12 protein-coding genes are annotated in these 12,849 nt (G+C 30.6%); 7 read left to right on the top strand and 5 right to left on the bottom strand.

Annotated elements, in window-relative coordinates; translation table 11 throughout:
• Positions 1 to 9 precede the first annotated feature (9 nt).
• Positions 10 to 426, top strand: coding sequence for a hypothetical protein (locus tag HXZ74_RS11370; protein WP_038333623.1), 417 nt, complete (start codon positions 10 to 12; stop codon positions 424 to 426).
• A gap of 60 nt (positions 427 to 486) precedes the next feature.
• Here HXZ74_RS11370 and HXZ74_RS11365 read toward each other — a convergent pair whose 3' ends face one another.
• From HXZ74_RS11365 to HXZ74_RS11355, 3 genes are all read right to left on the bottom strand, one after another.
• Positions 487 to 1,122 carry a carbonic anhydrase gene (locus HXZ74_RS11365; protein WP_280051755.1) on the bottom strand — a complete coding sequence of 212 codons (636 nt, stop codon included), beginning with the start codon at positions 1,120 to 1,122 and terminating at the stop codon, positions 487 to 489.
• Between the two features lie 50 nt (positions 1,123 to 1,172).
• Positions 1,173 to 2,717: a SulP family inorganic anion transporter gene (locus HXZ74_RS11360; protein ID WP_286475519.1), complete on the bottom strand. Its 1,545-nt coding sequence runs from the start codon at positions 2,715 to 2,717 to the stop codon at positions 1,173 to 1,175.
• A gap of 104 nt (positions 2,718 to 2,821) precedes the next feature.
• Positions 2,822 to 3,181 (bottom strand): hypothetical protein, encoded by a 360-nt coding sequence (locus HXZ74_RS11355; RefSeq protein ID WP_180906316.1) that lies wholly within the window; start codon positions 3,179 to 3,181, stop codon positions 2,822 to 2,824.
• A gap of 189 nt (positions 3,182 to 3,370) precedes the next feature.
• Here HXZ74_RS11355 and HXZ74_RS11350 point away from each other — a divergent pair, with 189 nt between their 5' ends.
• The 6 genes from HXZ74_RS11350 (at position 3,371) to HXZ74_RS11325 (ending at position 11,332) form a co-directional block, all read left to right on the top strand.
• Complete coding sequence (locus HXZ74_RS11350) at positions 3,371 to 4,210, top strand: hypothetical protein (protein WP_236688191.1); 840 nt, start codon at positions 3,371 to 3,373, stop codon at positions 4,208 to 4,210.
• Positions 4,211 to 4,394: 184 nt separating this feature from the next.
• On the top strand, positions 4,395 to 6,281 hold the full coding sequence (locus HXZ74_RS11345) for a S9 family peptidase (protein ID WP_181816291.1): 1,887 nt from the start codon (positions 4,395 to 4,397) through the stop codon (positions 6,279 to 6,281).
• A gap of 177 nt (positions 6,282 to 6,458) precedes the next feature.
• On the top strand, positions 6,459 to 7,160 hold the full coding sequence (locus HXZ74_RS11340) for a hypothetical protein (protein ID WP_114999896.1): 702 nt from the start codon (positions 6,459 to 6,461) through the stop codon (positions 7,158 to 7,160).
• Positions 7,161 to 7,220: 60 nt separating this feature from the next.
• On the top strand, positions 7,221 to 9,389 hold the full coding sequence (locus HXZ74_RS11335; RefSeq protein ID WP_286475517.1) for an ATP-binding protein: 2,169 nt from the start codon (positions 7,221 to 7,223) through the stop codon (positions 9,387 to 9,389).
• Between the two features lie 12 nt (positions 9,390 to 9,401).
• A complete protein-coding gene (locus HXZ74_RS11330; protein ID WP_286475516.1) occupies positions 9,402 to 9,956 on the top strand; it encodes a biliverdin-producing heme oxygenase in 555 nt (184 codons plus the stop codon).
• Positions 9,957 to 10,063: 107 nt separating this feature from the next.
• On the top strand, positions 10,064 to 11,332 hold the full coding sequence (locus HXZ74_RS11325) for an alkaline phosphatase family protein (RefSeq protein ID WP_286475514.1): 1,269 nt from the start codon (positions 10,064 to 10,066) through the stop codon (positions 11,330 to 11,332).
• A gap of 52 nt (positions 11,333 to 11,384) precedes the next feature.
• Here the strand turns inward: HXZ74_RS11325 and HXZ74_RS11320 are convergent, their stop codons facing one another.
• The gene (locus tag HXZ74_RS11320) at positions 11,385 to 11,777 is read right to left on the bottom strand and encodes a GIY-YIG nuclease family protein (protein ID WP_286475512.1); all 393 of its coding nucleotides are present in this window, start codon (positions 11,775 to 11,777) and stop codon (positions 11,385 to 11,387) included.
• Positions 11,778 to 11,859: 82 nt separating this feature from the next.
• Positions 11,860 to 12,813, bottom strand: a complete 954-nt coding sequence (locus HXZ74_RS11315) for an EamA family transporter (RefSeq protein WP_286475509.1) — start codon at positions 12,811 to 12,813, stop codon at positions 11,860 to 11,862.
• Positions 12,814 to 12,849: the final 36 nt, after the last annotated feature.

The raw sequence follows: 12,849 nt of genomic DNA, 5'->3' as shown, positions 1-12,849 counted from the left end.
AATTTAATAATGAATGAAAAAGTAGAATCTATATTAAATAAATTATTATTGAATGCAAGTTTGTATTCAATTGAATATTCGGGTATATTATCGTTTAAGTTTTCAATTAGTAATAAATCAATTTATTATGATAAAATTGATGAAGTAATAATAGAATTTGTATCTGGATGTAAAATATTTAATAAGATTACAAATTTTAATATTGATAATAATGAATTATTTGAATTAGTGTCATTGGATATTTCGAATGTTAAACTATTTGATGATAAATTTTTAGAAATTAATATTGATGATAGATATATTATTAGAGCTTTAGAAGATAATTTTGTTTTGAATGATGTTAAATGGATTATTAAAAACAAATTAAATAATTATAAAATATTTTATGATGGTTATAAAATAGAAACTATAGATTTAATTAAATAACAAAAGCCACTCGCAGAGTGGCTTTTACATTACTAAAAAATATCTAAAGAATTAATTGTTTTATAACCAAGTTACAACGCCTGAATCTACACAGTAGTTTGCACCTATTATCTTGATTTTCCCTTCTTTTTCTAAGGTGTTCAAGGTTGTACTTTGGTTACGAATATCTTCTATTGTTTGTATAACGTTTTGGTGATTTAATCTTTCTAATAAATCTGCATTTTTAGAAGAGCGTTCTTCACCATCTTTTATAATCTCGTCGATAATTGGATTGAAATGATCAACCAAATGACACAAATTATTCATACCAGTTTTGTGAATTGCTTCAGCATCTAATCCGCCTTTCAAAGCGCCACATTTAGAGTGTCCTAAGACAACAATCAATTTAGAGCCAGCCACATTTGTTCCAAATTCCATCGAACCTAAAATATCTTGATTAACGAAATTACCAGCAATTCGTACACTAAAAATATCTCCTAAACCTTGATCGAAAATAAGTTCCGCAGAAGTACGGCTATCAATACAACTCAAAACAACCGCAAACGGCCATTGTCCCTCTCTTGTGTCATTCACTTGCGAAAGTAAATCTCTGTTCGCTTTTAAGTTTTGAACAAATCTTGCATTTCCTTCTTTTAAAAATTCTAACGCTTTATCTGGAGTTGTTGTTGCTTGAGTTTCTGATGTATGTGCTTTCATTATATTTAATTTTATTGTGGGTGTTTTAATTTTTATATGTTTTTTACAGATTAATGAGCTCCAGCAACTAAGACGTAACCAAAAAACTCTCTGAATGATGGGGGATTATCGACTGTTCCACGTTCGGAAATTAGTCGAATATTAATGTTATTATTTTTTGCTTTGACTTTAAATTCATCTAAATATTCAATAATATCATAATCTAAAATTCGTGTTTTACGAACATCTAATTCAAGATTAGAACCAGGTTTCAAACCATCTAATTCTTTTACAATTGCACCGCGGTTTACAAACGTTACCTCCTCAGCAAAATTCATATGGAAAACATTTCCTTCTTTCACCAACATTACGTGCGAGTTGTTGTACGATTTGATTAACGAAACCACTACACCAACAATAAGACCAATGATGATACCCTTTAATAAATCTGTTGCCAAAATTGCAATAACTGTTACTGCGAACGGAATTAACTGATCTTTTCCTAATTTTTTCATGTCCAAGAATTGTTTCGGATTACCTAATTTGTATCCAATAACCAATAGGATAGAGGCTAAAACCGCATTTGGAATTAAATTTAAAAACATTGGAATAGAAATTACACTCACTAATAATAAAACACCGTGCGTAATTGTCGAAAGTTTTGTAAGTCCGCCACTCATTGCATTTGCAGACGAACGTACAATAACTTGTGTAACAGGTAAACCTCCAATTAAACCAGCTAAAGAGTTTCCGACACCTTGTGCAATCAATTCTCGATTTGTAGGTGTTTGACGCTTTAAAGGATCTAATTTATCAGTTGCTTCTACAGATAATAAAGTTTCTAATGATGCTACAATTGCGATGGTAAATGCAACTTGCCAAACCATAGGATTTGTTAATCCAGAGGCGAAATCGGGCATAGTAAATTGTCCTAAGAAATCTGAAACACTTTCAGGAACAGGAACTTTTACTAATAAATTGTGGTCGATAGAAAATACTTCGTGGTTGGTATCACCAATTGTAACTTGGTACAAAATACCCACTAATACAGCGACTAATGATCCTGGTAATAATTTGAAAAAGTTTGATTTTTTTCCTAAAATATTATCCCAAACAATCAAGATAAATAAAGAGATTGCTGTAATAATAATCGCTCCTGGCGTGATAAAATCTAAACTAAAATTACTAAAACTAAATGCTTCTGTATAGCCTAACGCTAACGGAATTTGTTTCAAGAAAATTGAAATACCAATTGCGCACAACATTCCTTTAATCACCGAAGAAGGAAAGTAATAACCAATAACTCCGGCTTTTAGAATACCTAGTAATATCTGAAAAATTCCGGCGATAACAACCGCCACTAAAAAGAGTTCGTAAGCGCCCAAATCTGTAATAGCAGTTAATACAATAACGACCAAACCAGCAGCTGGACCAGAAACACCAATTTGAGATTTAGAAATAAGACCAACAACAATTCCTCCTACAATTCCCGCAATAATTCCGGCAAATAAAGGCGCACCACTGGCCAACGCAACACCTAAACATAAAGGTAATGCAACGAAAAAGACAACAATACTCGCAGGTATGTCCTTTTTCCAATTTTGAAAAAGATTCATAATAGTTTTAAAATGAATTATTTAATAATTTAAAATGATAAAAATAAATTTGCTGTTCCATTCAATAGATTTGAATAGAATGATGCAAAAAATCAATTAAAAAATTAAACTAATTCTGGAGGTGGAGTTGTCACACCATTGTCTAAAGACGCATATGCATTAGAATGATGAAAATCCGAATGTGTAGTTTGTTTCACATTAAAAAATGTAAACAATTTTATTTCGTGGAAATAATGTATTTTTTCTGTGATTTCGCTCGAAGAATTTTTCTGATTATTTTCTTCTTCAGTTGAAGTTTGAGAAAACAAAGCTTTTTGATCATTGTCAGAAGAATCTTTTTTGTCTTGTTGCTCCATTCTCATCTGATAATCTACATAACCCGCCAACCCTTGCATGTTCGTACTGAACACCAAAAGAAGCGTGAAAAAAATTCCAATGCTATGTTTTATCAGGTAGTCTTTCATTATGTCACAAAAATATATTTTAATTTTTAATTACAAAATAGAGAACATCATTTTTAATAAATATTTATCATTTTATTTTATGACGCTTAACAATGTTTATTGATTTTAAATATTGTCTAGATATAAAATTGATATCATAAATCATTTTTACTCAATTTTTTTAAGAATAAATTTGCAAAAAGTTAAATTTTGAGAAAGTATATAAGTGTAATGTTTTTAGTTGCTTTGGTTGCAACTACTTTCGGGCAAGGAAAAAATAATAAAGGTAAATTTTATGTTTATTGGGGTTGGAATCACGCGCAGTATACAAAATCAGATATTCAGTTCAAAGGAGATGGATACGATTTTACATTAGATAATGTAGCAGCTCATGACCGTCAAACTTCTTTTGGAATCAAGTATTTCAATCCAAGTTCTATGACGATTCCGCAATATAACTTCCGTTTAGGTTACTTTGTTTCGGATAATTGGAATATCTCTTTTGGGATTGATCACATGAAATATGTGATGGATCAAGACCAAGTTGTAAAAATGAATGGTCACATCAATACAGGTTCAGATTACGATGGAACATATAATAATGTTGATCAAAAATTAACAGAAGATTTCTTAACATTTGAACATACAGATGGTTTGAACTATGCTAATTTAGAGGTTCGTCGTTTTGATAATATTCAACATTTTCCAATTACAAAAAACGGAAAAGGAATCGATGTTAACGTAACAGCTGGTTTGGGAGCAGGGATTTTATATCCACGTTCTAACGTAAAATTGATGGGTAACGAACGTTATGATGAGTTTCACTTAGCAGGTTTTGCTACAGCTGCAATGGTTGGGATCAACTTTACTTTTTGGGATTATTTCTTTGTACAAGCCGAATTAAAAGGTGGATATGCTAATTTGAGTGATATTCGTACAACTGCAAACAAAGCGGATAAAGCAAAACAGGATATTGTATTCTCTCAACAAAATTTAGTTTTTGGAGCAATTATTCCAGTTTTTACTCATAAAAATAAGTTAAACTTTTAATTAAGTGGTTTAATATAAAATATATAGCCTAAATTTAAGAATCGATTAGACGATTTGAAAAAATTATTAGCGGAGACATCATTTAAGTACAATTTGTACTGGATGATGTCTTTTTTTATTTATAAATTTTACCTTTCTCCATAAAGAATTGTTACTTTTACAATTATTTAGATTTGAAATTAACATGAATAGATTTTCTGTATTAGTCGCAAGTATCTTGATATCGACAACAGCAATGGGACAAAAAGTAATGACGCCAGAACTTCTTTGGCAAGTAAAAAAAGTAGCTCCAGTTGGAGTAACGAAAGATCAAAAAAATCTGATTTACAAAGTAACTTCTACTAACGTAAAAACACAAGAAGACACATCGAAAACGTATATGATTTCGTTGGCAGGAGGAAAAGCTTCGGAAATCGAAGATTATAAAACGCTTTTGGCTGATGAATCGTTGAATAAATCTCAACAATATAAAGCAGAAACTGATAAAGTTAAATTACAAAAGGTTTTTGGTTCTGATTATTATCCAGAAATGGATAAATCAAATGTGCAGATTTATAACGAATTAAATTACAGACATTGGGATACTTGGAATGATGGTAATTACGATCATTTATTTGTATCAGAAAATAAAGAAGGTTCGACTAAAATTGATGTTTTAAAAGACGAACCATATTCAGTTTCAGAATTTGTTTGGACGCCAGATGGAACAAAAGTTTTGTATGTTTCTAAGAAGAAATTCGGAACAGATTACGCATTAAGCACAAATACAGATATTTATCAATATGATTTAGCAACGAAAACGACGAAAAATATCACAGAAGGAAAAATGGGTTATGACAATACACCAAGTTTTTCTTCTCAAGGAGATTTTGCGTTTTTGAGCATGGAGCGCGATGGTTACGAGGCAGATAAAAATGACTTAATCGTTCGTCGTGGTGATATCGAAATGAATATTACAAAACATTGGGATGGAACCGTACAAGGTTATAAATGGAGCAATGATGGTAACAAAATTTATTTCAATGCGCCAGTAGGAGGAACAATTCAATTATTTGAGGTTGATGTAAACTTCAAAATGAGAAAAATGCCTTTTATCAAACAAATTACAAAAGGTGATTTTGACATTGCAGACATCAAAGAAATTGTTGGTAATAAAGCAATTGTTACAAAAACAGATATCAATCACGCTGCAGAAATTTATGTAGTTGATTTAAAATCTGGAGCATTAACGCAATTAACAAACGAAAACAAAGACATCTTCGATAACATTGCGTTGAGTGATGTAAAAGCACGTAAAATTAAAACTACAGACGGAAAAGAAATGCATGCGTGGGTAATTTATCCGCCAAATTTCGATCCGAATAAAAAATACCCAACTTTATTATATTGTCAAGGTGGACCACAATCTGCTTTAACTCAATTTTATTCTCCTCGTTGGAATTTTCAATTAATGGCAGCGCAAGGGTATATTGTAATTGCACCAAACCGTCGTGGAATGCCAGGTCATGGAGTAGAGTGGAATGAGCAAATCTCGAAAGATTGGGGAGGACAAGTAATGCAAGATTATTTGGCTGCGATTGATGATATTTCGAAAGAATCTTATGTAGATAAAGATCGTCGTGGTGCTGTTGGTGCATCTTACGGAGGATATTCTGTTTATTATTTAGCAGGTATTCACGAAGGTCGTTTCAAATCTTTTATTGCACATAATGGTGTTTTCGATTTGAAATCGATGTACGGAACTACAGAAGAAATTTTCTTTACAAACTGGGATGCTGGTGGAGCTTGGTGGGAAACAAATAACAAAGCTGCGCAAAAAACGTATTCTAAATTTGATCCAAGTAGTACAGAATTAGTAAATAAATGGAATACGCCAATGTTAATTTATGTTGGAGGTCACGATTATCGCGTGCCAATGGGACAAGGACAAGAGGCTTATCAAATTTTACAATTGAAAGGAATCAAATCTCGTTTCATTTATTTCCCTGAAGAAAATCATTGGGTGTTAAAACCACAAAATTCTGTGATTTGGCATACAGAATTTTTCAAGTGGTTAAAAGAAACCTTGTAATTAAATTGATTTATAAATCATAACTATAATTTAAAAGTGCAATTTCTATAGAAATTGCACTTTTTTTATTTCTTTGAAAATCAATGACAATATCTAATAAACGAACCAATTATTTTTTAAAATTTTGTAGAGTAGAATAATCGTTGTAAATTCAAAACATAAGTCAAAACCCAATTTATGAGTAAGGATAATAACAAAATATATTTTTCGAATAGCCCATTTACAAACGGACACAAAGTAATAGATTTTGTTTGGAGTGCTCGCCTTGATGAAAATTTTGACCTTTGGATGGATCTTCATTTAGAGTCAGATAATTATGACGAAGAAGAAGAATATAAAGATGATTTGGATGAAATAGATGACATTTCTGAAGAGAATGCCGAAAAGCAACTTTGGATTAATTATGATCACGCAATTATCTCAAGTACATATTGGAACAATAAAGGAATAAAGATCGAAAATGATGCGCAATTAGATTTTAATCAACTCAATAAAAAAACATTCGAAATTGATCCTCTTCCAGTAAATCTTGACGAGTCAGAAAATCTTGCTTTTGGTATTTCGATGTTAGGAAATGACACGGTTGCTCAGCACGAAATTACGTTTTTAGACACAGAAGAATTTGGTGTTTTTGACATCAAATGGAAAGGAAAAATTGCCAATACATATTTGGGAGAAACCGATTTTGATTACGATTTTTATGTCTACATGAAGAACATAAAATTCAACGGAATCAAGGTTCATCCATCGTTAGAAAAAGAAAAAGTTACAGCGTTTTTTGAGAATCGTTTAACTCATTTTAATGATTTCGAATTAGTGGATACCGATGAATTAGAGTTGGAAAATTATATTCTGAAAATTAAAAGACAAGAAGAGTAAAATAATTTTAAATTACTTCGATTTTTATATTAATTTTATTATACTCTAAGCACCCATTATATGATCAACCAAATCATCAAAAATTGTGAAGACGAAGAAATTCAGTTTCTCAACGAAATTCAACCTTTTGGCTATTTGATCGGAATTCATAAAAATTCGCATCAAATTGAATTTTATTCTCAAAATATTGATGAATTATTTCAAATTTCGGCAGAAAATGTTTTAAATCAAGACATCAATCAACTTTATAATTTTGAGCTTGATTTTGACGAAGTTTTGAATTTAGATCAAGGCGAATTTTGTAGAACTCACCTAAAAATTAATTCGAAAACATATCATTTAACTTCTTATCATTTTGATGAGCTGATTTATTTGGAGTTGGAAGAATTGATTATTTTAGAAAACAGATTAGCTTATTATAATTTTTCGGAACAAATTCTTTATTCCAAATCGATAGACGCAACTTGGGATAGGTTGATTTCATCTATAAAAAAATTAATTAATTACGACAGAGTCATGTTGTATAAGTTTTTGGAGGATGGAAGTGGAGTCGTAATTGCGGAAGAAATTGATAATGGATTAGACTCTTATTTGGGCTTACGATTTCCAGAATTTGATATTCCCAAACAAGCGCGCCAATTGTATTTAGAGAAAAAAAGTCGTTTGGTAGCAGATGTTAACAGCAATAGAATTTCTTTAATTGCGACGAATCATCAAAAAATAAACTTGATGTACTCTTCTGTTAGAGCACTTTCCCCGATACATCTACAATATTTACGCAATGCAAATTGTGCTGCAAGTTTCTCTATTTCTATTGTGATTAATGAAAAATTGTGGGGAATTGTAGCGTGTCAGAATTCTGAACCAAAATTTATTCCAAATCAGGTTCGTTTGCAAACCGAACTTTTGACGCGTCAAGCTAGATTAACTTACGTAAATTTTAAAGCAACTGAACGATTAAAGTTTCAAAATTATTTTAATGAAACTGCAATCAAGCTGAAAGAAAATCTTTTAACAGAAGAGAATCTTCAGCAATCAATGAACAATAATCTAAAAGAGGTTCTTAACCTTACAAAGGCAAATGGAATTGCATTGGTTAATTTTGATGATGTTTTTGTGGAAGGAGAGACACCAGATAAAGATGAGATTTTACGTATAAAAGAGTGGGCATTTAAAAGAAACTCGGCACGTTTATTCACTTCAAATACTTTTTATTTAGATTATGGACAAGAACTTAATCTTAGTCCAAATTCGGCAGGAGTAATGTTTTGTTTTCTAAATCAAACGTACGAACATTTTATTATTTGGTTCAAAAAAGAACAAGTTCAAACTCTAAATTGGGCTGGAGAACCTAATAAAATAAAACATGTAGAAATTGTAGATGGAGATGAAATACTTAGTTTTTCGCCTCGAACTTCTTTCAAGATTTGGCAAGAAAATATTAAGAATAAATCATTTATTTGGTTAGATAAAGAAAAATATGTTGCCAAAGAAGTAATAAAGTTAATTATAGAAACACTTCATTTACAATCATTCAAAATTCATAGTTTATATGAACAATTAAAGGAAATAAATGACGAATTAGACTCATTTTCGTATACTGTTTCTCACGATTTACGTACACCTTTATCAGTGATGAAATTGAATTGTCAAATGATTCAGCGTACGTTAGAACATGACGAAATTAAAAGTGATCGATTAAAAAGTGTTATAGATGAAATAGATCGAATGACGCAAATGATGCAAGATCTTTTGGCGCTGAGTAAAGCAAAAAAATCTGAAATTGTTTTGTCTATAATCGAAACTAAGCCAATTATAGAGAAGATTGTGCACGATGTTTTATTGTATTATAAAACTAATGATACACAAGTTGTTATAGAAGATGTGCATAATGTTTTGGGAGATAAAACAATGTTTTATGAGGTTTTTTTGAATATTATTGGAAATGCAATAAAATATTCTTCCCAAGAAGAACATCCAATCATAAAAATATGGTCCGAATTGAATGAAGAGGAGGTTATTTTTAAAGTAAAAGATAACAGAATCGGAATAAAACAGGAAGATTACAACAAGATGTTTAAGCTATTTAGCAGAATGTCTAACACAGGAAATATCTCTGGAAATGGTGTAGGGCTTTCTATTGCGCACAGAATGATGGATAGAATGAATGGTGGTATATCTTTTGAAAGTAAAGTAGGAGAAGGAACAACTTTTATATTAACATTTTAAAAAATCTAACGAATGCTATCTGATTATTTAAAAGAAAAAACAGCGGTTTATCACAAAGAAATTGAAGATAAATTAGAATCGAATAAATTGTTTAACAGCACATTTACAGATAAAAATTATTATAAAATGTTGCAGGTTAATCATATTTTTCTAAAATCGTATGAAGATTCTATTAAAGAATTTTTGAATGAAAAAGACTTAGAAAATTTAGCCTTAACAAAACTCAATAAATTGTCTTTGATTGAACAAGATATTAACGAGTTGGGTTTAGAAGAATTGAATGTACCAAAACAATTTGAATTACAAAATAGAGCCGAAGCAATTGGAGCTTTGTATGTGATAGAAGGTTCTATGCTTGGCGGAAATGTAATTGCAAAAACACTGAAAAAATACCCTTTTTTAGAGAATAAAGGTTTCAATTACTTTGGACATTATGGTGAAAACCTTGGTCAAATCTGGAAAACTTTTATTGGTTATATCAATCAAGAATTTACAACAGAAGAAGAGCAACAACAAGTTTTTGAAGGTGCTAAAAAAGCCTACGAAGATTTGATAAGTTTTGCTTAACATATTATGAAACTGGTTTATTTATAAATCAGTTTTTTTATGGTTTTTCATGAAGATTTGACATTTTTTTAATTCATTCTAAGTATAAAACTTTCTAAATTTGAGGCATGAAAAAATCAATACTTAGTTTATTTTCTGCAATTGTTTTAACGTTCTCAATTACAGCAAATGCACAAGAAATCGAAGAACAAATCGTAATCGAAAATCGTGTGAATGATGCTAAACAACAAGATAAACCTTATGTTATCTTGATTTCGGCAGATGGTTTTCGTTATGATTATGCTCAAAAACATGAAGCTAAAAATCTATTAGCTTTGGCTAAAAATGGAGTGAAAGCCGATGCTATGTATCCCTCTTTTCCATCGGTTACGTTTCCAAATCACTACACAATCGTAACAGGTTTAACACCTATTCATCATGGTTTGGTAGGTAATAATATGTTAGATAGAGAAGTTGGTGATCGTTATTCATTGGGAAATAGGAATGCAGTTATCAATCCGAAATGGTACGGAGGAACGCCAATTTGGAATCTTGCAGAGCAGAACAAAATGTTAGCTGCTTGTTACTATTGGCCAGGTTCGGAAGCGCCTATTAATGGTATGTTTCCAACGTATTCGTACAAGTATTCGGAGAAATCACCAATTGATTATCGTATTCAGCAAGTGGTTAATTGGTTAGAATTACCAGCTGAAAAACGTCCACATTTGATTACGTTTTATTTTCCGGAAGTAGATCACGCAGGACATTCTTTTGGACCTGATGCGCCTGAAACAAAGGAAGCTGTACAGTTTGTAGATCAATCAATCAAGAAATTGAATGATGAGGTTGCAAAAACAGGTTTGAAAGTGAATTTTGTGTTTGTTTCTGATCACGGAATGACAAGAATTGATGACGAAAATCCATTGAAATTGCCAATTAAAATTGATGAATCAAAAGTACAAGTTGCTTCGAATGGTTCTTATGTAAGTCTTTTTGTAAAAGATAAAAATGATATCGAATCAATTTACAAAGAAATAAAAGCGGTTCAGAATAATACGTTCGAAGTGTATAAAACAACAAATGTTCCATCTAAATATCATTTTGATAAAAAGAATGATCGATATAATCGCATTGGAGATATTATTTTGATTGCACATTCGCCAAACTATTTTTCAAACAAGAATGCGCCGAAAGGTTCGCATGGTTTTTATGTAAAAGAAACGCTAGAAATGAAAGCGACTTTTATGGCTTGGGGACCAAATATTAAGTCTGGTAAAGAGATTAAAGTTTTTCCAAATACAGAAATCTATCCAATGCTTGCGAAGATATTAGGTTTACCAATTCAAGAAAAAATTGATGGAACAAATCAATTAGCGAATAAAATTTTGGTGAAATAATTTAGATTTACGCAAAATATAAAGCCAACTTATTACGAGTTGGCTTTTTTTGTTATGATTTATAATTCCATAAGTTTTGAGATTGATATTTCTCGATAAGAAGTTCTTCTATTAAATTTCTTAAAGAGTTAGGAGTTGTTTCTATATATTTGAAGTAAACATCATCTTCTAATTTTATTCGTTCAAATTTAGATTGAGTTCCTTTTCCAATACCAAAAAAATGAGCTTTAAGTCTTGATTTAAAATATTTTCCGTTACTTTTCCCTATATATTTTAAAATATATTCATTATTCTTTTTTATGTAAATAAAATAGATAATTCCATTTGTACGATTAATTTTTAGAGAATTTATATCTATTTTATTATAAAATATAGATTTTTTTAAATCTTCTAATGAATCTTTTAATAATTGATCTATGATATTTTGAGAAAGAGTTACTCCCATTTTTATGTAAATTAGTTATTGTATTTTACAAATTAAGGATATTTAATAAAAAAATCCCCAACAAATGTTGAGGATTTTGAATTTATTTTTTCTTGAAATTCAGATTTGATATAATAATCGCAAAAATAATAACAGCTATTCCTGTCCATTGTATCGCGAGAACTTGCTCGTGTAAAAGGACAAAAGCCATAGTTACGGAAACGGGTAATTCTAACGAAGAAACAATACTTCCCAAACCTAATCCTGTGTGCGGAAAACCTTTGTTTAAAAGAATAGGAGGTAACACAGTTCCGAAAATTGCCAACGGTAATCCCCAAGTGTAAAAAATGCTAAAATTGAATGCATGAATTCCATTTACATCACTCGAAAAATTGTTGTAAAAGCTCATTAAACCATCAAAGTAATAAGGTCCGATTTGGCTAAAAAACAAAAATAAAGACACAATAATAGAACCACCAAAAAGCATCCACAAACTTTTTTTGTAAGCTGGCAAGTAATTGGCTAAACTATTAGATGTAAACATAGTAGCTGTAAAAGAACAAGCTGCTAAAAATCCCCAAAACAATCCTTTAGGATTTAATTCGACTTCTTGATTGATTAAATTTGTCGCCAAAACAGTTCCAAATAATACCAAAACCATTGCAATTAATTTTTTGGCAGAAGGAAATTGTTTACCCAAAATACTCTCAACCAAAATACTAATCCAAACCGTTTGCATCAACAATACAATTGCGATTGACACATTGATATATTGTACCGCTAGATAGTAAAATAAACTTGTGAAACCTAAAGAAGTTCCGGCAAGAACCAACCTTTTTTTATCTTTTTGTTCAATCTTTGGTAAATCTTTTTTACTCATCATAAATAAGTTGATGATTCCCAAAATCAAAATTCCTAAAACAAACTGCGAGGTCGTTACCTCGGCAGTCGTATAGCCTTGATCGTATGCAATTTTTACAAATGTTGCTAACATTCCGTAGAAGCTGGCGCCCATTGCAACGAACAAAACTCCCTTCAAAATACTTTTATTTTCCATAATTTTTTACGCAAAAAAACGGCCTGATTAAATTTA

Origin of the sequence: Empedobacter sp. R750 (assembly GCF_030324345.1) — a bacterium.
Lineage (GTDB): Bacteria > Bacteroidota > Bacteroidia > Flavobacteriales > Weeksellaceae > Empedobacter > Empedobacter falsenii_C.
Note: the sequence above shows the minus strand (reverse complement) of the source record. Positions and strands in the feature narration are given on the sequence as shown.

Excerpts from the sequence above, each read along its gene's own strand:
- HXZ74_RS11315 (WP_286475509.1), bottom strand. The coding sequence starts at position 12,813 with ATGGAAAATAAAAGTATTTTGAAGGGAGTTTTGTTCGTTGCAATGGGC.
- HXZ74_RS11320 (WP_286475512.1), bottom strand. The coding sequence starts at position 11,777 with ATGGGAGTAACTCTTTCTCAAAATATCATAGATCAATTATTAAAAGAT.
- HXZ74_RS11330 (WP_286475516.1), top strand. The coding sequence starts at position 9,402 with ATGCTATCTGATTATTTAAAAGAAAAAACAGCGGTTTATCACAAAGAA.
- HXZ74_RS11370 (WP_038333623.1), top strand. The coding sequence starts at position 10 with ATGAATGAAAAAGTAGAATCTATATTAAATAAATTATTATTGAATGCA.
- HXZ74_RS11325 (WP_286475514.1), top strand. The coding sequence starts at position 10,064 with ATGAAAAAATCAATACTTAGTTTATTTTCTGCAATTGTTTTAACGTTC.
- HXZ74_RS11340 (WP_114999896.1), top strand. The coding sequence starts at position 6,459 with ATGAGTAAGGATAATAACAAAATATATTTTTCGAATAGCCCATTTACA.
- HXZ74_RS11355 (WP_180906316.1), bottom strand. The coding sequence starts at position 3,181 with ATGAAAGACTACCTGATAAAACATAGCATTGGAATTTTTTTCACGCTT.
- HXZ74_RS11365 (WP_280051755.1), bottom strand. The coding sequence starts at position 1,122 with ATGAAAGCACATACATCAGAAACTCAAGCAACAACAACTCCAGATAAA.
- HXZ74_RS11335 (WP_286475517.1), top strand. The coding sequence starts at position 7,221 with ATGATCAACCAAATCATCAAAAATTGTGAAGACGAAGAAATTCAGTTT.
- HXZ74_RS11345 (WP_181816291.1), top strand. The coding sequence starts at position 4,395 with ATGAATAGATTTTCTGTATTAGTCGCAAGTATCTTGATATCGACAACA.
- HXZ74_RS11360 (WP_286475519.1), bottom strand. The coding sequence starts at position 2,717 with ATGAATCTTTTTCAAAATTGGAAAAAGGACATACCTGCGAGTATTGTT.